Origin of the sequence: Gynuella sp., assembly GCF_050297175.1 — a bacterium.
Classification (GTDB): domain Bacteria; phylum Pseudomonadota; class Gammaproteobacteria; order Pseudomonadales; family Natronospirillaceae; genus Gynuella.
Map to the genome: position 1 here is coordinate 63441 of NZ_JBNKSF010000007.1, position 24237 is coordinate 87677.

At 47.1% G+C, this 24237-nt stretch carries 22 protein-coding genes; 8 read left to right on the forward strand and 14 right to left on the reverse strand.

Features of this window, described 5'->3' with window-relative positions:
* Positions 1 to 64 precede the first annotated feature (64 nt).
* From ACQY6I_RS01320 to tsaE, 10 genes are all read right to left on the reverse strand, one after another.
* Positions 65 to 1357, reverse strand: a complete 1293-nt coding sequence (locus ACQY6I_RS01320; RefSeq protein ID WP_428239668.1) for an adenylosuccinate synthase — start codon at positions 1355 to 1357, stop codon at positions 65 to 67.
* 54 nt (positions 1358 to 1411) lie between these two features.
* Positions 1412 to 2587, reverse strand: coding sequence for an ATP phosphoribosyltransferase regulatory subunit (locus ACQY6I_RS01325; protein ID WP_428239669.1), 1176 nt, complete (start codon positions 2585 to 2587; stop codon positions 1412 to 1414).
* A gap of 117 nt (positions 2588 to 2704) precedes the next feature.
* On the reverse strand, positions 2705 to 3586 hold the full coding sequence (gene hflC, locus ACQY6I_RS01330; RefSeq protein ID WP_428239670.1) for a protease modulator HflC: 882 nt from the start codon (positions 3584 to 3586) through the stop codon (positions 2705 to 2707).
* A 10-nt stretch (positions 3587 to 3596) separates the two neighbouring features.
* Positions 3597 to 4733 carry an FtsH protease activity modulator HflK gene (gene hflK / locus ACQY6I_RS01335; RefSeq protein WP_428239671.1) on the reverse strand — a complete coding sequence of 379 codons (1137 nt, stop codon included), beginning with the start codon at positions 4731 to 4733 and terminating at the stop codon, positions 3597 to 3599.
* Positions 4734 to 4758: 25 nt separating this feature from the next.
* On the reverse strand, positions 4759 to 6072 hold the full coding sequence (gene hflX / locus ACQY6I_RS01340) for a ribosome rescue GTPase HflX (RefSeq protein ID WP_428239672.1): 1314 nt from the start codon (positions 6070 to 6072) through the stop codon (positions 4759 to 4761).
* Between the two features lie 18 nt (positions 6073 to 6090).
* A complete protein-coding gene (gene hfq / locus ACQY6I_RS01345; protein WP_044616913.1) occupies positions 6091 to 6333 on the reverse strand; it encodes an RNA chaperone Hfq in 243 nt (80 codons plus the stop codon).
* Between the two features lie 126 nt (positions 6334 to 6459).
* A complete protein-coding gene (gene miaA / locus ACQY6I_RS01350) occupies positions 6460 to 7401 on the reverse strand; it encodes a tRNA (adenosine(37)-N6)-dimethylallyltransferase MiaA (RefSeq protein WP_428239673.1) in 942 nt (313 codons plus the stop codon).
* Entirely contained in the window at positions 7401 to 9245 is a 1845-nt protein-coding gene (gene mutL, locus ACQY6I_RS01355; RefSeq protein WP_428239674.1) for a DNA mismatch repair endonuclease MutL, read from the reverse strand. Before mutL ends, miaA begins: the two co-directional genes overlap by 1 nt.
* Before the next feature lie 25 nt (positions 9246 to 9270).
* Positions 9271 to 10608 (reverse strand): N-acetylmuramoyl-L-alanine amidase, encoded by a 1338-nt coding sequence (locus ACQY6I_RS01360; protein ID WP_428239675.1) that lies wholly within the window; start codon positions 10606 to 10608, stop codon positions 9271 to 9273.
* Positions 10605 to 11102: a tRNA (adenosine(37)-N6)-threonylcarbamoyltransferase complex ATPase subunit type 1 TsaE gene (tsaE, locus tag ACQY6I_RS01365; RefSeq protein ID WP_428239676.1), complete on the reverse strand. Its 498-nt coding sequence runs from the start codon at positions 11100 to 11102 to the stop codon at positions 10605 to 10607. The genes ACQY6I_RS01360 and tsaE overlap by 4 nt, the downstream gene beginning before the upstream one ends.
* 67 nt (positions 11103 to 11169) lie before the next feature.
* Between tsaE and queG the strand changes: the two genes are divergently transcribed.
* The gene (gene queG, locus ACQY6I_RS01370; protein ID WP_428239677.1) at positions 11170 to 12246 is read left to right on the forward strand and encodes a tRNA epoxyqueuosine(34) reductase QueG; all 1077 of its coding nucleotides are present in this window, start codon (positions 11170 to 11172) and stop codon (positions 12244 to 12246) included.
* Between the two features lie 46 nt (positions 12247 to 12292).
* On the opposite strand, the gene orn is transcribed toward queG, so the two are convergent.
* Complete coding sequence (gene orn, locus ACQY6I_RS01375; protein ID WP_428239678.1) at positions 12293 to 12838, reverse strand: oligoribonuclease; 546 nt, start codon at positions 12836 to 12838, stop codon at positions 12293 to 12295.
* A gap of 82 nt (positions 12839 to 12920) precedes the next feature.
* Here orn and ACQY6I_RS01380 point away from each other — a divergent pair, with 82 nt between their 5' ends.
* The 4 genes from ACQY6I_RS01380 to ACQY6I_RS01395 all read left to right on the forward strand — a co-directional run bounded on the left by ACQY6I_RS01380 (position 12921) and on the right by ACQY6I_RS01395 (position 16375).
* Entirely contained in the window at positions 12921 to 13418 is a 498-nt protein-coding gene (locus ACQY6I_RS01380) for a hypothetical protein (protein WP_428239679.1), read from the forward strand.
* 83 nt (positions 13419 to 13501) lie between these two features.
* Positions 13502 to 14872 carry a hypothetical protein gene (locus tag ACQY6I_RS01385; protein ID WP_428239680.1) on the forward strand — a complete coding sequence of 457 codons (1371 nt, stop codon included), beginning with the start codon at positions 13502 to 13504 and terminating at the stop codon, positions 14870 to 14872.
* Between the two features lie 25 nt (positions 14873 to 14897).
* Complete coding sequence (asd, locus tag ACQY6I_RS01390) at positions 14898 to 15740, forward strand: archaetidylserine decarboxylase (RefSeq protein ID WP_428239681.1); 843 nt, start codon at positions 14898 to 14900, stop codon at positions 15738 to 15740.
* Between the two features lie 149 nt (positions 15741 to 15889).
* Entirely contained in the window at positions 15890 to 16375 is a 486-nt protein-coding gene (locus ACQY6I_RS01395; protein WP_428239682.1) for a ProQ/FINO family protein, read from the forward strand.
* Between the two features lie 33 nt (positions 16376 to 16408).
* Here ACQY6I_RS01395 and epmA read toward each other — a convergent pair whose 3' ends face one another.
* Both epmA and efp read right to left on the reverse strand, forming a co-directional pair.
* Positions 16409 to 17347 carry an EF-P lysine aminoacylase EpmA gene (gene epmA / locus ACQY6I_RS01400; protein ID WP_428239683.1) on the reverse strand — a complete coding sequence of 313 codons (939 nt, stop codon included), beginning with the start codon at positions 17345 to 17347 and terminating at the stop codon, positions 16409 to 16411.
* A gap of 69 nt (positions 17348 to 17416) precedes the next feature.
* A complete protein-coding gene (efp, locus tag ACQY6I_RS01405) occupies positions 17417 to 17992 on the reverse strand; it encodes an elongation factor P (RefSeq protein WP_428239684.1) in 576 nt (191 codons plus the stop codon).
* A gap of 79 nt (positions 17993 to 18071) precedes the next feature.
* On the opposite strand from efp, the gene epmB reads away from it, so the two are divergent.
* The 3 genes from epmB to ACQY6I_RS01420 all read left to right on the forward strand — a co-directional run bounded on the left by epmB (position 18072) and on the right by ACQY6I_RS01420 (position 23255).
* Positions 18072 to 19055, forward strand: a complete 984-nt coding sequence (gene epmB, locus ACQY6I_RS01410) for an EF-P beta-lysylation protein EpmB (protein WP_428239685.1) — start codon at positions 18072 to 18074, stop codon at positions 19053 to 19055.
* 171 nt (positions 19056 to 19226) lie between these two features.
* Positions 19227 to 21053, forward strand: a complete 1827-nt coding sequence (locus tag ACQY6I_RS01415) for a hypothetical protein (protein WP_428239686.1) — start codon at positions 19227 to 19229, stop codon at positions 21051 to 21053.
* A 120-nt stretch (positions 21054 to 21173) separates the two neighbouring features.
* Complete coding sequence (locus tag ACQY6I_RS01420) at positions 21174 to 23255, forward strand: EAL domain-containing response regulator (RefSeq protein WP_428239687.1); 2082 nt, start codon at positions 21174 to 21176, stop codon at positions 23253 to 23255.
* Here the strand turns inward: ACQY6I_RS01420 and ACQY6I_RS01425 are convergent.
* Positions 23252 to 24196 carry a hypothetical protein gene (locus ACQY6I_RS01425; protein WP_428239688.1) on the reverse strand — a complete coding sequence of 315 codons (945 nt, stop codon included), beginning with the start codon at positions 24194 to 24196 and terminating at the stop codon, positions 23252 to 23254. The genes ACQY6I_RS01420 and ACQY6I_RS01425 overlap by 4 nt on opposite strands.
* Positions 24197 to 24237: the final 41 nt, after the last annotated feature.

Here is a 24237-nt window from a genome sequence, read left to right on the forward strand (position 1 = left end):
ATCGTACTGGATGGAACAGCAAAACAGGATGGTGCGGCTCTTATTGGAAGAGCCGCAATCAGGATCAGATGGTGAAGCTGTGCCTCAGAACGATGGTTTCCATTCGGTCAGGGCCAGTGGAAATGATGTCGATCGGGCAGCCAATAGCCTGCTCTAAATAACGAACGTAAGCCTGTGCGTTAGCAGGAAGCTCATCCATGGTTTTGGCACCAAAAGTTGATTCCTGCCAACCTGGCAACTCTTCATAGACTGGTTTGATGTGATCAAATTTCTCTGCGGTGCCTGGCCAGCTGACCCGTTTGCCTTCCTGATCTTCATAACCGATGCAGACCTTGATGGTATCCAGCCCATCCAGCACATCCAGTTTGGTCAAACAAATACCGGTGATTGAGTTTATCCGGATGCTGTGTTTAACAAGTGCAGCGTCAAACCAACCGCAGCGGCGGGCACGACCTGTTGTGGTGCCGAACTCGTTACCTTGTTTGGAAAGATGTTCGCCAACACTATCAAACAGTTCAGTGGGAAAGGGGCCCGAACCGACACGAGTGGTATAGGCTTTGGTGATACCGATGATGTAGTCGATATACATAGGACCCAGTCCGGAGCCTGTGGCAACTCCACCTGCTGTGGTGTTAGAGGAGGTCACATATGGGTAGGTACCATGGTCAATATCGAGCATGGAACCTTGAGCGCCTTCAAACATAATGTTTGAGCCTGATTCACGTAGTTCGTGAATCAGGCTGACTGTATCGGTTACCAGGTCTTTAAGTTGCTCTCCCCAGCTGTACAACTGTTCCAGAGTTTTGTCATAACTGACGGCTTCCTGGCCATAGTACTGAGTCAGGGCAAAGTTGTGATACTCAATCAGTTCTTTCAGTTTTTCAGGGAATTCTGGTAGATATATATCACCCATCCGCAATCCACGACGGGAGACTTTATCTTCGTATGCAGGGCCAATACCCCGACCAGTGGTACCTATTTTGGCTTTGCCGCGTTTGGCTTCACGAGCCTGATCCAATGCACAGTGAATTGGCAGAATCAATGGGCAGGATTCGGAAATTTTCAGTCTTTCCCGAACCGGTACGCCCCGTTCTTCCAGCTTGCTCATTTCGTTCAACAGAGCATCGGGTGCCAGTACAACGCCATTACCTATGATGCACTGAACATTATCTCTGAGAATGCCCGATGGAATGAGATGTAGGGCCGTTTTTACACCGTCAATAACCAGTGTATGTCCGGCATTGTGACCGCCCTGAAATCGAACGACCGCATTGGCCTGATCTGTCAGAAGATCTACGACTTTGCCTTTTCCTTCGTCACCCCATTGGGTGCCCAAAACAACTACGTTTTTAGCCATGGTGTGTGTCTTACCTGAAGTTGAGGCGATCAGCGGGTACTGATACGCCGGGAGTTAAATATTGGTTACTGCCCATGTGTTACTCGAAAAGCTGAGCTTTTGGCTGCAGCCGGTGGTTTCCGGTGTGTCATCTACAGTCAGGGCCTGAACCACTTTATGGCCTGATTGCCGCAATTCCCTGATTCGTTTTTTTAACTGGGGGTCAGGGTCCGCCGGGGCAAAAATGCATCCCTCGGATGATACTGCTGGTGCAATTTTGACCAGTGTTTTCAAATCAGCACTGAATCCGGTTGCAGGTCTGGCTCGTCCAAAAACTTGGCCAGTGTTGTCATAGCGCCCGCCTTTGGCGATAGGTTGTGCCAATCCATCCACAAAGACAGAAAAAATTAATCCCGTGTGGTAGTTGTAGTCGCGTAGTTCGGCCAGATCAAAGTGCAGGTTCACGATAGGAAATTCCTGTTGAATTTCCTGTGCCAGGGTTTGAAGAGGTTTTATATATTCCTCAATACTGGGGCTGATGCTGCTTAATGTGGTAATGGCTGTATCGAGCACGGACTCGTCACCGGACAGGCCGGATAGTGTTCTGATGTTTTCGAGCAGAGGGTATTGGCTCAGGTGCTGCGCCAGAAATGCGTCAAGTTCAGGTAATGAGCGTTGGCGTAGTATTTTGTATAGTTCGGCTTCGGTTTCATGATTCAGGCCAATATCATTGACGACTGTGCGGTAAATGGCTACGTGGCCCAGATCCAGCGTTATGTCGCTAATGCCGATATGTTTCAGTGCGGTCAGCATCAGGCAGACAATCTCTATATCTGAGCAGATGTCTTTAACCCCGTATAGCTCTGCGCCAATCTGAATAGGGCTACGGCTGGCCTGTAAGTGTGCTGGTCGGGTGTGCACTATTGGGCTGGAGTAGCAGTAACGGGCCGGACCGTTGGTTTGGATGGAGTGGGCATCCATTCGTGCAACCTGCTGAGAGCGATCCGCTGACAGGCCCATCATTCTGCCCGTCATCTGATCAGTCAGTTTAAACGTTAGTAAATCGAGATCGTGACCGATGCCAGTCAGCAGGGATTCGAGGTATTCTGCTTGGGGAGGGATTACCAGTCGGTAGCCCCAGAGCGCGAATTGGTCGAGAATATTTCGTCTTAAATGTTCGATCTGATTGGCCTCAGGAGGAAGTATTTCTTCGATTCCATCCGGGAGAATCCAGCGATCAATCTTACTCATTATTCATTTCCATCAGGCATAAAAAAACCGGGCGGTTTTACAACAGGCCCGGTTAACCAATTCTACTCGCTTTGTCGGTCTGAGTGCCAGACTAAATTAACGATAAAGCGATAAAACTTATTTGGCAGTGCCTTTCAGATTATTCAAATATCTAAAGAAATCACTGTCAGGTTCCAGCAGCATGAGGTCTCCACCATTGGTGAAGGTATCTTCATAAGCCTTCAGACTCCTGGTAAATGAATAGAATTCAGGGTCTCTGGAGTAGGCATCGGCATAAATCTTAGCTGCTTCTGCATCACCTTCACCACGGATTTCCTCGGCCTCTTTATAGGCGTTTGCCTGGAGCACGATTTTCTGGCGATCAGCATCTGCTTTGATGATTTCAGCCTGTTCTTTACCACGGGCACGTTTTTCCTGAGCTTCCTTTTCCCGTGCGGTACGAATCTGCCTGAAGACGTTCTCGGACACATCCTGCGGCAGGTCTATACCTTTAACCCGCACATCCAGAACTTCAATACCCAGCTGTTCTTTAGCAACAGTGTCCACACGTTCTTTGATAATGGCGGTCAATTGATCACGTTCACCTGAAACTACTTCGTTCTGTGTGCGTTTACCGAACTCTGACCGCAATCCATCATTGACACGATTGGCAAGAACATTCATAGCAACTTCTTTCTGGCCGCCGGAAGTGGCCTGATAGTATTTGCGGGTATTGTCAATACGCCACTGAACATAGCTGTCTACTTCCAGGAACTGATCCTCGGCGGTAATAAACCGCTCTTTACGGGTATCCATGTTCATGACCCGGCCTTCGAATTTGGTGACAGTGTTCATGACCGGTACTTTGAAATGTATGCCAGGGGGGATATCAGCCTTGGCAATTTCTCCGAACCTGAGCATAACCGCTTTTTCTTTTTCGCTGACAATATATACGCTGTTGAACAATACCAGCCCTGCAATCAGGACGATCAGTACAGCAAAAAAACTCTTATTACCCATGCTGGTCTCCTTAGTTGCCACTGGTTGAACGGATGATGCCGCGACGCTTGAACTCGTCAATAATGTCGTCGATATCTTTCTGCGAGATTGATGAATCCGAAATACTGCCACCCTGCTGCTTGAGCTGATCAAGTGGCAGGTACATCAGATTGTTGCCATTTTTTACGTCAATCAGCACTTTGTTGGATTTGGCATATATTTCAGAAATGGTTTCCAGGTATAGGCGCTGGCGGGTGACTTCGGGCGCTTTCTTATATTCAGCGTACAGACGGTTGAAACGTTCTGCGTCCCCCTGGGCTTTGGCGATCAGTTCTTCTTTATAGGCGTTGGCCTCTTCGATCTGACGTTGGGCCAGGCCACGGGCTTCCGGAATAATTTGGTTGCGATACGACTCTGCTTCGTTTTGGAAACGCTGTTCGTCGGCTTCAGCCTTAATGACATCATCATAAGCAGCTTGAACTGCCTGAGGTGGCCGAGCATCCGCAAAGTTGATCTGGGACACCAGAATGCCAGTACCATAGTCATTCATTAGCGACTGCAGGCGGTCTTTCATTTCCACTGCCAACTGGGCGCGGTTTGATGTTGTTACCTGGCGCATGAGTGAGCTTCCCACAACATGACGTAATGCCGATTCGGACGCATGTTCCAGTACTCGTGATGGGTTTTCAACGTTCAAAGCGTAGGCGCGGGCATCTGCTGCCTGCCACTGCACGTTAAAGCTGACTTCCACAATGTTCTGATCTTTTGTCAGCATGGTGGATTTGTCGCTGAATTCGCGAATCGTTGTCACTTCAACTTTTTCCACACTGTCGAGCAATGGTATTTTGAAGCGAAGGCCTGGATTCGCAATGGAGCTGAATTTGCCCATTCTTAGTACGACGCCACGTTCTTTTTCGTCGACCGTATAAAAAGAATTGAAGATCAGGTATGCCACTGTGATGATCAGAATCAGTACAGTAATAACTCCGCCTGATGATCCTGAGTTACCAGAGTTTCCTCCTTTGCCTCCACCAAACAATCCACCGAGTAGGCTATTGAGCTTCTTAAACACTTCATCCAGGTCTGGTGGGCCATCATTATTGCCTCGTTTTGGGTTGCCCCAGGGGTCTTTGTCGTTATTGCCACTTGGTGGCTCGTTCCAGGCCATTGGTTGTCTCCGTTGGTCTATATGATTAGTGTTCATAAAATTCTTTTTCCGGTGCCGGGACAAAGCGAGTGGTCTCAACACCGGCTTGGGTCAGAACCTGCAGCATGTCTTTCTGTTGTAATCTTACATGCAGAAGGATGTCGCCATTATCGGCATAACTTTCGTTTAATACGGCCTTTTTGGCAAAAAACAATGCGCGTAATTGTCCTTCGGCAGGAGAGATTCTGATCTGTTGATCGAATATTTCCTCTCCCAGAATTTCTGCGATGGCGCGGCCGATCAATTCAGTGCCATGACCAGTTCTTGCCGACACCCATACTCGTCTTGGTGTGCCGTCACTGTTGCGTTCTATGCTTGGTTCTGCGTGTTCCATGAGGTCTATTTTGTTATAAATCTCCAGAATCGGAACCTGTTCTGCACCTATTTCAGTGAGCACTGTTTCGACTTGTTCGATATTGTGATCACGCTCATTACTTGCAGCATCAATAACATGTAGCAGCAGATCTGCTTCAATGGTTTCCTGTAGTGTCGCCTTAAATGCATCAACCAAACGATGGGGTAGGTGGCGAATAAAGCCGACAGTGTCAGCCAGGATAACCGGACCCAGGTCGCTGACGTGGAGTTTTCTAAGAGTAGGGTCCAATGTTGCGAACATCTGATCAGCAGCATACACCTCTGCTTCAGTCAGATAATTGAATAGTGTGGATTTACCTGCATTGGTATATCCAACCAGAGATACCGTAGGCGTGTCTGAGCGAGTACGCGAGCGACGGCTTTGGTCCCGTTGTTTTTCAACCTTTTTAAGGCGGTTCTGAATCGAATTGATACGGGCCTGCAAGAGTCGACGGTCAGATTCGAGCTGGGTTTCCCCTGGACCTCTAAGGCCGATCCCGCCTTTTTGTCGTTCCAGGTGGGTCCAACCTCTTACCAGTCGGGTGGACTGGTAATTCAGTTGCGCCAATTCGACCTGTAGTTTACCTTCGTGAGTTCTGGCACGTTGTGCAAAGATATCCAGAATCAGACCTGTTCGATCCAATACCCGACATTCCAGTTCCCTCTCCAGATTACGTTCCTGGCTGGGCCTTAAAGCATGATTGAATAAAACAACATCGGCGTGAGTATCAATAACCGCCTGTTTAATCTCGGCAACTTTGCCGGAGCCAACAAATAGTTTGGGGTCCGGCACCGAACGCACTCCTGTAATCAGAACAAGAGGGTTGGCACCGGCAGAAATAACAAGTTCTTCAAATTCGCGGGGATCTTCTCTGTCATCGCCTTCAGGAAAGTCGATATGAACAAGTACTGCCAGATCCCCTGCCTGGGCTCGATCGAATAGCAAGTTTCTTCAATCTCCGCCTTATTCTTCGCCATCTTCGGTGTCGTCTACCGCTATTTTCACATTACGGCTTGGTACTACAGTGGAAATAGCATGCTTATACACCATTTGACTGACTGTATTTTTCAGCAAAATCACAAATTGATCGAAAGACTCGATCTGGCCTTGCAATTTGATTCCATTCACCAGGAATATAGAGACTGGTATCCTTTCCTTGCGCAAGGCGTTTAGGTAAGGGTCTTGTAACGAGTGCCCTTTTGACATTGTATGCTCCTTAAATAGGTATCTTTATAAGTATCGTTATCGGTTGGCAGTCGGCATAAACGCCAGCGAGCCATAATTTTGGGTCTTTATACAGTTAAGACTAAATTCTCAACAGCGTCATTCACTTCAACAGAAAAAGGCTTTATTGAGCAAGAAATCCTTCACCTGTGCTGGCAATGCTGTATGGTCTGAATCGAACCATTCGAGCCCTTGCCACCCCCTTAACCAGGTAAGCTGCCTTTTCGCGAGCTGTCTGGTCGCGATGATACCTTTTTCTATCATTACTTCATAGCTAAGGGTGCCGTCCAGATATTGCCACATTTGTCGGTACCCAACACAGCGCATCGAAGGTAAATCCAAGTTTAAATTCTTGCGCTGGCGCAGTTTTACAACTTCTTGTTCAAATCCATTTTTGATCATTTTACTAAACCTTTGCTCGATCCTGGAGTGCAGTGCTTTGCGTTCCTGTGGTGCTACGGCCAGTTGAATAGTCGGGTAAGGGAATGGCTCAGGTTGGTGTTTTTGTTGCTCCCAGAACCAGGTAATTGATTTTCCGGTGCTGAGGATAACTTCAAGTGCCCTGATGACCCGTTGAGGGTTGTCGAGATGGATTCGTTTGGCTGCTTCGTTATCGAGAGCCTTCAGTCGCTGTGTCAGCGCTGCCAACCCTTCCGTTTGTAGTTGGTGTTCAAGTTCTCTTCGTAAGTCAGCAGATGCTTGAGGTAGGTTATCTGCCAGGCCTTCGAGTAGAGCTTTGAAATACAACATGGTTCCACCTACAAGAAGGGGGACTTTGCCACGAAACTGGATATCATCAATGATTGATAGTGCATCCTGGCGAAAGTTCGCGACAGAATAACTTTCGTGGGGTTCTATAATGTCGATCAGATGGTGTGGGGCCAGTGCCAGTTCAGCGGCGGTAGGTTTGGCGGTTCCGATGTTCATATCGCGATAGATTAACGCAGAATCGACGCTGATGATTTCGCAGTTGAACTGTTGAACCAGTTCGATGGCAAGGTCTGTTTTACCGCTTGCGGTTGGCCCCATTAAAAAAATAACCGGCAGCACTATTGTCCCCTTAGAAACAGTTTATCGAGTTCGTTCATGGAGAGCTGGACCCAGGTGGGGCGGCCGTGATTGCACTGTCCGCTGCGTTCTGTAATTTCCATATCTCTGAGTAACGCATTCATTTCTGCAATCGTCAGTTGCCGGTTGGCGCGTACTGATCCATGGCAGGCCATTGTTGCAAGAATCTCGTTGCGTGCGGCAATGATGGCGTCACTGTTGCCATGATCTGCCAATTCGCTGAGAAAGTCTCTGATCAGGGCTTCCGGATCGGCATTTTGTAGGATAACGGGTATTTGTCTGACGGCAATGGTTTCGTCGCCAGTACGGCTGACTTCAAAACCAAAATCACTGAGCAGGTCAGAAAATTCTTCGGCGGCGGTAGCTTCTTTCTGACTAACATGCAGTTGAATGGGGACCAGCACTGGTTGTGCTGTCAGTCTGTTATTGTCGAAGGCCTGTTTCATTCTTTCATAAGTAATGCGTTCATGAGCTGCATGCATGTCCACCAGGATCAATCCCTGAGTGTTTTGTGCCAGGATATAAATGCCATGTAGCTGGGCAATGGCGAATCCCATTGGTGGGATTTCTTCGGTTTGGGTTTCATCTGCCCGGGAAGTTCCGGGGTGTAGCGCCTTGTATGCTGCTATTTGGTCATTAACCCTGTTGCCTTGCTGCGGTTGCGAAAATTGTTTCTGTGTCACAGGGTCAGAGTGACTGAGAGTGTTGGCAGGTGCACTGAATTCGCGAGTCGCCGGGGCCAGGTTCATGGGTTGCTGTTCAGTAATGGCACCGGTTTCCAAGTCTACTTTGATCGGGTTTTTGGTGGTGTTAATGGTTTCCGGGCTGACATCTGCAAGGGCTCGATGCAGGCGACTGAATAGAAAGTCGTGGACCAGACGACTCTCCCGGAATCTCACCTCATGTTTAGTCGGGTGGACATTTACGTCGACATTTTCGGGTGCCAGTTCCAGGTAAAGTGCATAGGCTGGATGGCGGCCGTGAAACAATACATCGCGATACGCCTGTTTGACGGCATGAGCGACGACCCGGTCCCGCACTGAACGGCCGTTTACGAAGAAGTATTGTAAGTCAGCCTGGCTACGGTTAAATGTTGGCAGACCAACCCAACCCCATAATCGTAAGCCAGACGCTTCTGCTTCGATCGTTACAGATTGCTCGACAAATTCAGGAGTACATAGCATGGCCATGCGTCGTTCCTGTTCAACGGCACTGGAGCACGCTTTTAGTGCATAAATCTGGCGGCCGTTGTGCCGCAAATTAATGGTGACATCATAGCGCGATAGCGCGATGCGTTTGATGATTTCCTGTATGTGCGTAAATTCAGTTTTTTCGGTCTTCAGAAACTTTCGTCGGGCCGGTGTATTAAAGAAAAGATCCCTTACTTCCACAGTGGTTCCAGTGGGATGTGAGCATGGACTTACTTCGGTTTCCATGTCACGACCAAATGTAGTGACCTGCCACGCATGTTCCTGGGCTTCAGTTTGACTACTGAGTGTCAGTCTGGAAACAGAGGCAATGGAAGCAAGCGCTTCACCTCTGAAACCTAAGGTGGCAACTGCTTCCAGGTCATCCAGAACCAGGATTTTGCTGGTGGCGTGGCGGGAGAGTGCGAGGGTCAGATCTTCCTGATTGATTCCATGGCCATTGTCTCTGACCCGAATCAGTTTGATACCGCCTTCCTCGATATCAATATCAAGCCGGCGGGCACCGGCATCGAGACTGTTTTCGAGTATTTCTTTAACTACAGAGGCTGGTCGTTCGACTACCTCTCCTGCGGCGATCTGGTTCGCCAGTCGCGGGCTGAGCTGATGAATCTTGGACATGATGCTTTGTTTTAACAAGTGGGGGTCAGACTTCTGGTAACTTGAGAATCTGGCCAATCCTGATGTTGTTGTTTTTCAGATTATTCAGGGCCTGTATCTGATCTATTGATATACCGTTTTTACGGGCAATGTCTGAAAGCGTATCACCTTTCACGACTGTATATTTTTTATAACGCCCTGCTTGGTTTTTTACCCATGCGACATAAGTTCCCGGCTCCGGGTTGTTGCGAAAATACGTGGTGATACCATGGAAAATGGCTTTGGCAATTTTTTGGCGATAGCGCCTGGAGCTGAGGTTTTTTTCTTCTCCAGGATTGGATATGAATCCGGTTTCCACCAGAATGGAGGGCACGTCAGGGGATTTCAACACCGCAAATCCTGCCTGTTCAACACTGGTTTTATGTAGTGTGGTCATTTTGCCGAGGTTTCTCAGTACGCCATGACCCAGTGCGATACTGCTGCTCAAAGTGGCGCTCATGGAGAGATCAACCAGAACTGATTTCAGGACTTCTTCTTTACCTTCCAGGCTGACGCCACCCACTCCACCAATGACATCTGTGGCATTTTCTTTATCTGCCAGATACTTGGCTGTGGCGCTGGTTGCTCCCCGTTCGGACAGCGCATAAACGGAGGCGCCGCGGGCAGACGGATTTGTGAAGGCATCTGCGTGAATGGACACAAAAAGGTCTGCATGGTTTTTCCGGGCTTTGTCGCGTCGCCCTGTCAGTGAAATATAATAGTCCCCCGTCCGTATCATGAGCGGCTGATACCCCGGTTCAGCCTTCAACAGGCTATTGAGTTCTTTGGCAATGGCCAGTACCACATCTTTTTCTTTGGTTTTCTTGCGCCCAGTGGCACCTGGATCTTCACCACCGTGACCGGCATCAATGGCGATGATCAGGTTGCGTTTGCTGTCTTTAAGTTCAGCCGTTGAGCGGGTTTCCTTAACCTTCCCAGGAGCCTCTATGCTTTGGTTTGAGTCAGGTCGGCCCAAATCAATCACGAGTCTGTGTCCATACTGATCATTGGGTTTCAGGACAAAAGATTTTGGTGTGAGTCGTGATGTCAGATCCAGTACGATTCGGAGTCCGTCATTGCCATGTTTACCTGTTCTGATGGAAGCAATACCCGACTCAGTCAGGTCAAGGTCGTTTGTAGATGCTTTGAAATTTGAACTTTTCAAGTCTACGACAACCCGGTTGGGGTTCGTTAGGGTGAACAGCTTATGATCAACGCTGTCCGAGAGGTCAAATACGATACGCGTGTTATCCGGTGCCTTCCAAAGCCGAATACCCTCAACGTCAGTTGCAAAAGAAAGAACGCTGAAACAAAGGCTGGCCACTAACAATAATATTTTTCTCATTGTCGTTTTGATATGTCTGCTATTTTGTTGGTCAGTCGGTGGTTGTTGGAATGGAGTGTCAACGTCCTGCCGTTTCCGGAGTCCGTGATCATTATATGCAGGTCTGCCATCGGAAGAATCCCCATTCCATTTTCAGGCCACTCTATTAAACAGAGTGTGTTGCCATCAGTGAAGTCTCTGATACCGATAAACTCCAGTTCTTCAGGATCCCCGAGGCGATATAAATCCATGTGAGCTACCTGCTTCTCTTTAACTTCGTAAAGCTCCACAAGCGTATAAGTTGGGCTTTTTACGCTATCGGTCCAGCCCAGCCCCTGAATAATGCTGCGGGCCAAGGTAGTTTTGCCTGTGCCAAGGGTACCCTGCAGATAGACTATGCCACTAAAATCGGCAAAAACCTCAGAAGCCAGTAAGTGGCCGATATGAATGGTTTCTGCTTCTGATGGGGCGTTTAATATTACTTCTTTCATGTGGTTTGTATGATTCAGGAACATCCCGGTTGCTGTCTGCCAGCGGGTTATGGTATCACAAGCTAACTGTCATCACGTGTATCAAAACTGAATGTTGCAGATTTCAGCGCTCAATCTGGATCAAGTAAAGGATCAAATCAAGCAGTTTGCATTGGAACTGGGTTTTCAGGCATGCAGTTTTAGTGTGCCAGACGTGTTCTCATATGTTGATTCCCATAAGCAACACATCGACTCAGGCTATCATGGCACTATGCACTGGTTGGAGAATAATCAACATGTTCGCTATGACCCCAGGCAACTGGTTGAAGGTGTCAAAACGATTGTCTCGGTCCGGATGAATTATCGCCCCGACTCCGTTAACAGAATGCAGGAGTTGTTGTTGCAGCCCGACAAGGCCTATGTTGCCCGGTATGCTTTAGGTCGCGATTATCACAAAGTCATGCGTAATAAGCTGCAAGCGCTGGGGCAGAAGATCAACACCGAGTTGGAGGAAACTCGGTTCCGGGCATTTGTAGACAGTGCTCCTGTGTTGGAGCGAGAGCTGGCTGAGCAGTCTGGTCTGGGGTGGGTTGGCAAAAATACCTTGTTATTGAATGAGCAGGCTGGTAGTTGGTTTTTTCTGGGAGAATTGTTTCTAACTCTCGAGTTACCAGCTGATCCGCCAGTTTCCCGAAAACATTGTGGCAGTTGTCAGCAATGTCTGACGGAATGTCCAACTGACGCGTTTGTTGCAGCGGGGGTTCTGGATGCCCGCAAATGTATTTCATATTTGACCATAGAGCATGATGGCGCTATTCCTGAGTCATTACGGCCGTTGATGGGAAACCGTATATATGGTTGCGATGACTGCCAGATAGTTTGTCCGTTTACTAAGTTTTCCCAGCTAACTGAAGAGCCGGATTACCAGCCACGGCATACGCTGGATGAATGCTCGCTGGCCGACTTGTGGCAGTGGAATGAGCAGCAGTTTCTGGATCGAATGCAAGGGTCTCCCATTCGACGGATTGGTTATGAAAAATGGACACGTAACCTCGCGATTGCGATCGGTAACTCGGGTGAGTGGGGTTGGGTGGATCGTTTGTCGCAAAAGCTGGGAGAAGTCAGTCCGATGGTGGATGAGCATATTCACTGGGCGGTCAGCCGACTGCGGGAACAGCAGCCGGATTAAAGCGGAGCCCCCTGGCTCTCGCCATGCTTTGTGATGACAGGACCTGTCAATCCAGATTCAAAAGGTGTGTTTTAAAGTATTTTAATTCGTCAATGGATTCGCGGATGTCGTCCAGAGCCAGATGGGCTCCTTTCTTTGTATGCCCTGAAACGATGTTGGGTTTCCATCGGCGAGCCAGCTCTTTCAGGGTTGATACATCGATAATCCTATAATGACAAAAGCGTTCGAGTTCCGGCATCTCTTTGTATAAGAAACGGCGATCTTGCCAGACGCTGTTACCACACAGAGGAGATTTGCCTGGCTCTACCCATTCTGAGAGAAATTCAAGGGTCTGGCGTTCGGCTTCAGCCATGGAAATATCGCTGTTCAGCACCCTTTCGGTCAGGCCATTTTCACCATGAGTCTTGGTGCACCACTCATCCATGAGATCCATGATTGCTTTTGGCTGATGAATTGCCAGATTTGGGCCTTCGGCCAAAATATTCAGCTCTTTATCAGTCACGATGGTGGCTATTTCAATGATGTGGCAGGTATCAGGGTTCAGACCGGTCATTTCCAAGTCAATCCATACAAGGTTTTCGCTGCGTTCCATTGTTTCCCCTAAGGTGATTGTTTATGTTAACGGTATTCGAATGCAATCAGTATAAACTATCGTGAAATAAAGGTGAGTCATTGTGGATGCAGATACAGGGGTGGTTCGGCTAGAGTCATTGGCAGCATTCAAGACCCAGGCTTGTGTATTGCTTCAGGCGGCGGTCAGGGAGATTAAGATCGTCAGTTTTGATCTGGAATCCCCGTTATATGGCGATGCCGAAGTATTTTCCCGGCTAAAGGCATTTTCAACGGGTCATCGGAACTCAAAAATTGATATCATTCTGGCAACAGATAAGGAGCTAGTCGGTTCCGGGCACCCTGTATTGGATTTGTCCAGACGAATGACCAGTACAATTCAAATACAGGTTTTGGATCCTGCATACGTTGAATCCAAGAAACCATTTGCGAGTTTTTTGTTGATTGATCGTAGTGGGGTGCTTTATCGTCCAGACAGCAGTGTGTATGTCGGATTTTCTCATGCCAATGATGTTGCCACTGTAGTCAGGTTGCGTGAGCAGTATGATGAACTGGACCGGCTGTCGAAACCTTCCAGAGAAGCTAAACGACTGTATTTATAATACTTTGCCTGAATTAAACAGCGCTCCAGGCCAAGTCTGGTCTGATGTTTTGGTTATTCTTAATATCAATTAAAGAGTCATTGATGATTTTAGAAACACAGTTAGAGGATTGGTTGGGGTCCATAGTGGACACCGGGATGCCGATCCTGTTGCCACAGGATGAACTCGAACAATTTGGGTCGAATGAAAAAGCGTTCACTGAGCATGTCAAGAGCGACCCTTTGCTGGCTATGCAGATTCTACTCTGGAGCAAGCGTTCTAAGGCTGTGCCCCAAGGGGCTATAGTCACCGTTTCTGACGCTATTGTTGCTTTGGGTGTTAACCAAATCCTGCAAAGAGCAGCCAAATTGGAACGGCTTGATCCGCAGCAGCATCATAATAAACGTCTATTGGAGTTTATTGTGGACAGTATGGTGGCGGCCAGTTTACTGGAAAGCTGGCATGATTTGCGTCAGGTTGAATGGACCGAAACAGATTATTGGGCATGTGTGTTTGCCAATGCGGTCTGGTGGTTGATGGCAGTTAAGGACCCGGTTTTACTGGAAGGAATTGAGTATCGCGTTTCCAGTGGTGAACCTGTTAATCAGGTGTTTGAAGGAGTCTTGGGTTTTTCGTATCAGGATCTTGTCGTTTTTACAATAGACACGTATATGCTGCCAACACTGGAACGTATCGTGGCATGGTTGGAGAACGAAGAGACGCCTCCGGCCAGTTTGAATTTCAAATATCAAGCGCTCAAATTTTTCCTTCCAATCAGTCATCAGCTTGCAGGCAGTTGCCGTGAGGAGTATGGCTCTGATCGTTATCATAGTTTGGTTAAAAAGGCTGCTAATGCAACTTTGATCGATAATTTTGAGGCAAGTTTGCCCGTTTGGATTGGACGTGCCATAGAAAGTTATCATGATTCATTGATTAGTTATGTCATAAAACATGGGTATGCAGCAATCCTGGCACAACACCCTGAGTATCAATCTGCAGCAGAGGATTCCATTCACGGAATAACCAAATGGCAGAGTCGTTTATTGTTCCGATTATTAGAGCAACTTATGAATCTGTTGCAGGGGAAATGTTGTTTTATTGCGTTTCCTAATGGAGATAAAATGCGACTTGAAGTGGCTCGTGGTGGTGGCTTGGAAAAATATCTGGATTATCAATTTGCAATTCCAAAGACAGGGTGGTTGCTGAAAATGTTGACGGCTTCCAGCAGTATTCGAATTGCAAAGGATAAATCGGCTCTTGCCATGGGACAGCTGCCTGAAGATGTTCGGCAGCTGATTTCAGACGATTTGTTTTATATGAAGTCTTTTTGTGTAAATAATGATCGTTATGGGTTGGTGTACTTTATGCCGGATGAAAATCGTGAAGTGCAACAGGACGCTTATATGCAGTTCCGACGACTTGTAGCTTTGACTGAAAAAAACTTCATGCAGGATTTTGAGACTGATCTGTCTTGAGTTTCCGATTTATTGAGAAGAGTGAATGAAAGATAGATTGTTTATATGGTTTCAGTACCTTGCTCCACAACATTTTATTTCCCGGGTTATTGGCTTTTTTGCTGACCGGCATTGGCCCTGGCTAACATCCAGGGTTATTCGATGGTTTGCCAACCGGTATCAGGTAGACCTCAAAGATGCGGTGACTGAAGATTTGCATAGTTATCGAACCTTTAATGAATTTTTTACCCGCGCACTGAAGCCGGAATCCAGGCCATTGGCTGAGCAAAATAATTTGTGGGTTTCTCCTGTAGATGGCCGTATCAGTCAGAGTGGTGACATCGAAGATGGACGAATCGTGCAGGCCAAAGGGCAGACTTATTCTGTTATGGAATTATTAGGTGGAGACCAGCAGCTGGCGGAGCAGTTTGCATCCGGAAAATATATGACAATATATCTTTCGCCTAAAGATTATCATCGTATCCATATGCCGATGGATGGAAAATTGGAGAATATGGTGTTTGTCCCTGGAAAACTGTTCAGTGTTAATCAGGTAACGGCTGATCACGTGCCGCGGTTGTTTGCCCGTAATGAGAGAGTGGTTGCTGTGTTTGATACACCTGATGGAAAGATGGCTATGGTGCTGGTTGGGGCGATGGTCGTCGCCAGCATTGAAACCACGTGGGCCGGCATAGTAGCGCCAATAACGCGCAAAATTTTGCGTCGCGACTATCCTGAAAAACAGGTAACACTTGCCCGGGGGGAAGAAATGGGACGCTTTCGTCTGGGTTCTACGGTTGTTCTGTTGTCTGACAATACATCGATTCAATGGTCAAAGGAATTCAGACCTAATGGTGATATTCGCCTTGGAGAGAGCCTGTTACAGTAACTTAGTGGCCATTAATGGTTGAGTTAACAGTAGGTCCCGGTGTTGCTGCGCAGGCCGGGTATTAATGTTTCGCGAGTGCTTGTCAGTCCAGGTTAAGGCCTGTATGCTCGCCCCCTCTATAAACACCGGAATATATGTCTTTGGTAACTATGTCTGAATCTTCAAATGCAACAGTGATTAAAAAGAAATTAACTCCGGAACAGCGGAGTAAAAAAAGGGAAGCCGCCAAAGTTGCCGTGGAGCTTTTGTCTGAGGCATATCCGGAGGTCTTTGATCTAAAAAAACCCCGTCCTTTGAAAATCGGTATCCATGAGTCACTGGCTGAAGATGGTAAAGTTTCAAAGACTAAGATTCGGCGGGCGTTGTCAGCTTATGTTCGACACTATGCCTACTTGAGCTGCCTTAAAGAAGGTGCAATGCGAATCGATCTTGATGGGTCAGAAGTCGCTCCTGTCAGCGCTGAAGAAGCCCAACATGCCAATGAAAAAGTGGCTGAGGTCGAAAAGATACGCCAGGAAAAGCAACAGAAATATGAGCAGCGTAAACAGGCTCAGGTAAGACGCAAAGAAAAAGAAAAGCGGATTTCCCAAAAGCTTGATGCACTGGTGGCGAAATCGACCAGTGTTAAGAATTAAAGATTAAAACGCTCTTATGCCTGATTGATTTAGTCAGGCATTCTCCCAGGAAAAACTCAGTACTTCTTTGATGTTACTGCTGTTACAGGCAATCATGACCAACCGATCAAGACCCAGAGCGATGCCGGCACAATCGGGCAAGCCAGCTTCGAGAGCGTCCAGCAAGAGTCTATCAACCGGTAAGGCCTGTTTGCCCAACTTCAGGCGCAGCTGATTGTCTGCTTCAAACCGCTCTTCCTGTTCGCTGGTGTTCGTTAGTTCCCAGTAGCCATTGGCGAGTTCCATTCCTTTAAAGAAAATTTCAAACCTGTGCGAAACCATCTCCCCATCTTCATCTGTTGTCTTTTTTGCCAGAGCTGCCTGTGAAGCAGGGAATCTGTGTAGCACGGTAAATTCATCTGGATTGAATCCAGGTTCAATAACCATGGATATCAGCAGATCCAGACAATCTTCGCGACTGAAATCATCTGCTATTGCCCCTGTATGTTCATAGCAAAGCTTTTTCAGGGTAGATATATCTGAGGTGATTGGGTCTACCTGCAGCTGAGAAATAAAGGCATCCCGGTAACTGATAACCTGAGTGGGGTGCGCGCCAGTGATGCAGCTGATTAAGGCAATCGCTTCCTGCCATAGTTGCTGGTCTGTATATCCTGGTTGATACCACTCCAGCATCGTAAACTCCGGGTTGTGACGCCTACCGGCTTCATCCTGACGAAAGACTTTGCAGATCTGAAAAACAGGACCGCTGCCTGCTGCCACCAGGCGTTTCATCGGAAACTCCGGTGAGGTCTGCAAAAAATGATCATTGACTCTGAATGAATCCAGGTGAGGATCTGTTGCAGCGAATTGGGAAATTATAGGGGTTTCAACTTCCAGTACCTGGCGTTGCTGAAAAAAATTGCGGACTTTATTAATGATTTGAGCGCGGGTAATAAGGTTCTGAAGCGGAGCTGTCGGTTTCCAGGTGGTCATAATTTATTAGATAGATAAAAAAATATCGGCAGGGTTTATTGCAGCAGCCCTGCCGACTGCATGAACAAGTCAGTCCTGCTTGGCGCGGCTGACATATTCGCCACTACGAGTATCCACGCGGATGATTTCTCCGGTTTCAATGAACAGTGGTACCCGGACGATCGCGCCTGTGCTCAACGTGGCTGGTTTTGATCCGCCTTGTGCAGTATCACCTTTCAGGCCAGGATCGGTCTCTGTTACTTCAAGTTCCACAAATTTCGGTGGTACTACCGACAGAATTTGTCCGTTGAACAAAGTAACCTCAAACACGTCCTGTTCTTTCAGCCAGTCTTTGGCTTCCTTAATGGCATCATTGCCGGCGGCAAGTTGTTCATAAGAACCATCCGTTTTCATGAAATGCCAGAATTCACCATCTGTATATACATACTCCATATCGATATCGAGTACGTCTGCTCCTTCCAGTGACTCACCGGATTTAAAGGTGCGTTCCCAGGTACGCCCAGTTTTCAGGTTTTTAAGCTTGACGCGGTTGAACGCCTGTCCTTTGCCCGGTTTGACGAATTCGTTTTCGACAATACTGCAGGGTTCTCCGTCCAGTAATACTTTGAGACCACCGCGAAATTCGTTGGTAGAATAATTAGCCATCTGTTAATCCAATATGGTTATTAATTTTTTCGTTAGCCAGAATTTAAGGGGCGCTATGATACCTGTTTATGATCAAGCTGTGGAAATATTAAATTGGCGAGATCAATTGAAGGAGATGTTTCGTACTCCCGAAGCTTTATTATCGTATCTGAATCTGGCTGCAGATAAGGACCATCCAGACCTGCTGAGTCCGGTTGTACAAGGGTTTTCCCTGAAAGTAACGCGACATTATGCCAGTCTCATGCGGAAAGGTGACTGGAATGATCCGTTGTTGTTGCAGGTTTTACCGCAGATTAAGGAATTAGATGTTCATCCTGGGTTTGTTGCGGAGCCTTTGCAGGAGCTTGAAGCTATGGTCGTGCCTGGGCTTATTCATAAATATGCTGGGCGGATATTGTTAGTATTGGGAGGTGCCTGTGCTGTCAATTGCCGTTACTGTTTTCGCCGTAATTTTGATTACGCTGATCAGGGATTGTCAGATGCGTCAATTCCCGCAGTGATTGAATATATTCGCAATGATCCCAGTATTACGGAAGTGATTCTTAGTGGTGGAGATCCATTGTTGTGGCCTACCCGCCGGTTGAAATCGCTGACTACGGAGCTTTGTGCCATTTCGCACCTGGAAACCCTGAGGGTTCACAGTCGAGTGCCTGTGGTACTTCCAGGTCGTTTGGACCAAGAGTTTTGTGAATGGTGGAATGCTCTACCGCTTAAAAAAGTCATGGTGCTGCATGCGAATCATGGTAATGAGTTCTCTGACCAAATGTACTGGCACCTTAAACAGCTTGCCCAGACAACACTTTTAAACCAGGCAGTATTGTTGGCAGGGGTGAATGATAGTGTTGTCACTCTGACAGAGCTGTGTCGGCGAGGTTTTGAGATGGGGGTTTTGCCCTATTATCTGCATCTGTTGGACAAGGTCAGAGGTGCAGAACATTTTCTGGTGACGGATCAAAAAGCGCGACTGTTGATAGAGCAGTTATCTCATAATCTTCCCGGTTATCTTGTACCTAAACTGGTAAGGGAAATTCCAGGAGAGCTTTCGAAAACTGCGGTCAACTAAGCAGTCATATAGCGGTTTTGTACAAGTCTGCTGATATGTGACTATACTAGACGTAAAGATCGATGAAAAATCTGACATGTATCCCTGGATTGGTTCAGTAACTATATGTAGATTAGTAAGTTCTCCAACCGCTTGATAAGTCTTGAATTAGTATGCTAATAGAAGGTTTGCATGGATAGCCGCCAGGATAAACAATATTTACAGGTACCGCGGCAAACGCTGACCACCTTGTCTTTTTGTGAACCGACGGCAAGACAGTTGAATGCGTGGGTAAGCAGTTTGCCGATGGCGAATATCGGTGAAACGGCGCGTCAGCTTTACCATGCGGTCATTGAGTTTAACCAATTGCGGTTATCTGACCAAAGTCGGTTTGAGTTGCTGGAGCTGGTTCGTGGGCCTATATATTACATCTGCAATGCCTTAAACAACCGTTATCTATTGCAAACAGTGGTTCTGGACGAAAATCAGCGAAAGATCGCTAATCTGGCCCAGGCCCTGCAAACCCATCTGGCGATTGGCTATAAGATTATTCTTGCTGAGTTTATGAATAATGGGACTGGCAAGGCGAAAGAGATTGTTTCCAAATCTTTGCATCGGGTTCTGGCCGACATCGCTCCCAATATATTGCGTTCCTATCAGCTTTATTTGCGTACACCACCGGGCATTTGGCGCGAGCTGCATCAGTTGTATCAGTTTTCCGTAGCTTATAACCTTACACACTACCAGCTTGCCGATGATATGTCGGTCAGTGATAAGAAGCTGTCAATTAAGGAGCTGTATTGCCGGACCTTACTATTGGGCACCTGTCAGCCTAATCAACTCCACCAACGTGATTTGTCTGAAGTATATGGTGCTCTGGAGTTATGGGCGTCTGATGTTCAGATTGAGGATGTGGCGGATGAGCGTTCCACATTAATCATTAACCCTGAGTCCGATTCCGGGCCGATATATCGGCATTTGCTAAAACCCCAGGCCCTATCTGATTATATGGGGCTCAATACTACGGCGTTGGTCAGAGCTTTGCACGCATCCCAGAATTCTGGTGCCAGTAATGGTAAAGCTACCGGCAGTAGTGGTTTTAGAGTTCCGGAAGGTATCAGTGCAGTATTGATAAACCACTTGATTCAGTCATGGGGAGGCATGAAGCAGCGAACTTTCAGCCGCTCTCCAGCGGCCGGAGAAGTGGAGATAGCGGTGGGGCTGATTGCATCCCATTATCATCTGTCTGGTCAGGTTGGGTTTTATCAACAGCTTTACCATTCCCAGGGAGGGTATGAAAACAATCCGTTTATGGGCTCCAGTGCAGTTCATTTTGATATGAACGAAAACAAAACTCTGCGGGAACATCAGGATGTCTGGGAAGAGTCATTTGATGCCGGGCGAGCAACACGTAATGATGTTAGTTCCACCAGCAAGCCCCTGGATTTTGCCGGTGACAGTGCGATAGATGTTCCTCGGGATACAGAGGAGGCTCCACCGAAATATATTGTTTCTCTGGTGAATACCTCCCCGAGAGGATATTGTATAAGATGGCAGCAGAGCCTGGCGGCGAATGTGCAGACTGGTGAAATTATTGTTATACGGGAAAGCAACGCTAATCGCTGGAATCTTGGAATTATCCGCTGGATCAGACAAGCCGCCAAAGAGGGCGCCTTGATGGGAGTGGAGTTGATTGCGCCGAATGCCAGACCCAGTGCAATTCGTCTTCATAATAAAACCGGTCAACATGGCGACTATATGCGTGCGATGATCATTCCCGAGATCAGGCAGATTGGTCAGCCAATATCCATTATCGTACCAAGGATGCCATTTCAAGTCGGTCATAAAGTTGGATTGAATATTGATGGACGGGAAGATAAATACCAGTTGATCAAACGTTTACAGGGAACGTCAGCATTCAATCAATATCAAATTAAGTCGTCCGAAAGCAAACCCTTAAACCAGGATAAGCCAACAACTGATGATGATGGTTTCGAATCCCTGTGGCGTCAGCTATAAAGCAATTAATGGCCGAATAACGGCATTATGTACCACTTTTGGGAATCGCTTTTGGAAAATTTTTCTCACGAGTCATATACTATGTGGCCGTTTATCTGAAATTTCTGGGGCTTTGTCAGAATGAGCACGTCGTTAGATGATCCAATTCAATTACTGATTCTTCATGATACTCAGAATGAAGCGGAGCCTCTGATTAACCTGTTCAGAAACTCAGGCCAGATTGTTCGGTCGGTTTTTGTTGCGTCTAATGAAGAGCTGGTATCCTTGGTGCGTGATTCGTCGTGGGATCTGGTATTGGCCAAATGGGATACCGAAACTGTCGATGTGCCTGCTTGCCTGGACGCAATCCGCCACTCCGGAAAAGACATTCCCTGTGTTGTTCTTTTGAGTAGCTATGCTGCTGATCTGGTCAATGGTGCAATTCGCGCCGGAGCCGCTGATATTGCTGTTGAGTTCCAGGAAGATCATATTTTAATGGCTTCGATGCGCGAAGTTGCCGCTCTTAAAGTACGGCGGAGGTTACGGGAAACAGATATTAACCTGCGCGATTCAGAACAGCGTGTTCAGTTACTGCTTGAAAATTCCAAAGACGCCATTGCGTATGTTCACGAAGGTATGCACATTTACGCTAATGGTACTTATGTGGAGATGTTTGGTTACAGTGAATCTGATGATCTTCTCGGGATTCTGTTTATGGACCTTATTGAAGAAGAGAAACAGCAGGAGCTGAAAAAATGTCTGAAAGTATATTCAGATGGTGCAAAAGAGTCTTTGGACTGTAATGTTGTCCATGAAAACGGCGAACAGTTTCCTGTTCATATTGAATTTTCCGGGGCGTCCTACGATGGAGAACGCTGCATTCAGGTTATTATCCGAACCACACAGGTCGATGCTGAGATTAGAAAGCAGCTGGAAGATATGAGTACCCGGGATCTGTTGACCAATCTGTACAACTATCAATATTTTATGAATCATCTGGGAGCGGCATACCAGCAGGCCGTTCACTCTGGCCGGAATTCAACTATCCTTTATGTGCACCTGAACAATCTGGTCAGTTTGCGTTCTCAGGTTGGTCTGGCTGGAGCGGATATTGTACTGACAGATATAGCAACAGTGCTTTCCAAGTTTGAAATTCCTAATGGTTTACTGGCTCGCATCGCTGATGATGCTTTTGCGTTTAGTATTCTGGGTCAGGATTTGGAGCTGGCAAATAAGCTGGCTGCCAAGATACGTAAAGCGGTACAGGAACATTTATCTGAGGTGGATGGCAGAACAGTTCAGACTAAATGTAGTATCGGTATCAGTTTGGTTGATGAACAGTGTGCCAGTGGTGGTGAAGCACTGACTCATGCTCATCAGGCTGCTGAGCAGGCACAGAAGAAAGAAAGCGGTATCAGCTATTTCGATAAGACGGATATCCGTAATGTTGCTGACGACAACCTCGGGGCACAGGTCACCCATGCGTTGGCCAATGATGGATTCAGGTTGCTTTTCCAGCCCATTATCAGTTTACGCGGCGATGCCAGAGAGCATTATGAAGTGTTGCTGCGACTGGTTGATAAAAATGGAGAGGAAGTTTCGCCCTTGGAATTCCTGCAAACTGCTCATGCTATCAACCAGGCTGGACGGATTGACCGCTGGGTTGTGCAAAATGCACTCAAAGATCTATCTGTTCATCGTCAATCTGGTAGCGATACGCAGGTTCTTATTAATATTACTTCTGCTTCTATCAGTGATCCCACCTTTTTACCTTGGGTCAACTCCCAGTTAAAAGAAAACCGGGTGCCCGGTAATGCTGTTGTATTTCAAATTAGTCAGGCGGATGCAGTGGCTTATTTGAAACCTGCCAAGGCCTTTAGCAAAGGGCTGTCTTTATTGCATTGTCATTTGTCTATCAGCCACTTTGGACAAATGCAGGAAGACATGAATATTATTAAGCATCTTGATATCAGCTACATTAAGTTTCATCCAGATTTGTCAATAAACCTGGAAGATCAGGCTGTTCAGCAGCGTCTCGAGACTATCGTGAAGCAGGTTCAGCAGCATAATATTGATACCGTTGTACCTCATATTGAAAGTGCCGCTATGCTGGCATTGTTGTGGCAGGCGGGGGTGAATTATATTCAAGGATATCTGCTTCAGGGGCCGGTTGCAGATATGAGCTATGATTTTAGTGATGAAGGCGAAGAACAGGCAGTTTAATTCTGTGACAAGGTCGGTGTCAGAGTGTTGTCTTCAATCATCGACTGAATTAAACCTTCTCGAATGGCTCCCTGGGAAATTTTTAAATAATTGAGGTGGCCATGTTTAAAAGCTTGCTGCATCAAAATAAACCCTGCGCAGAAAACTGCTGTCCGTCTCTGATTGAGTCCAAGATAACTGGCTAACTGTTGGGTATTATTGCAACGCAGAATACCTTCTCTCATCTCGTCCAGAGCTTCGTGTGTAATTTCTCCATCGGAAATGTTTTGATGCTGCATGGCCCAGCTGATGGCTTTTACACTGCCCGAAGTACCAAACTCGCTATTCCATTGGAATTTTGTCAGAGGCTCAATACTCTGTTGCAGGCGTTTACTGGTGTAGGATTCTGCCAAGGCAAACTGCTCGCGATTGATTGTTCCCGATAGAAAGAATTTCTGGGTTAAAGAGATACATCCAAGTTCTATACTGACTGTCTGTAATGGTTGATTACCATTGCCAACTATCAGTTCCGTGCTGCCACCACCGATGTCAATAACAAAACGGGAGTCAGAGGGGAGGGAGTAGCTGACACCACGGTAAATATATTCCGCTTCCTGATCTCCACTCAAGACCTCAATGGGAATTCCCAGTGCAGATTGTGCCTGTTGCAGGAACTGTGTGTCATGACGCAACCTTCTGAATGTGGAGGTGCCAACTGCACGAATATTATGCTGAGGAATGTCGCGAATGGCCCGACGAAAATTTTCAAGGCACTTCAAAGCCCTCTTTTTGACGTCAGGCCTGAGACTTTTTGTACGCGTATCAAAGCCTGCCGCCAGGCGGACAATTTCTTTTTTGCAATCTGTCCAGACGAGTCTGTTTTCACGTTTGGTCATAATGACCAGATGAAAGCTGACTGAGCCAAGATCTATAGCGGCATAAAGCGAGTTCGATGATTTCATGCTTTCAGTTTATCTGTGCAGGGCGTGGCTTGGCTATAGCG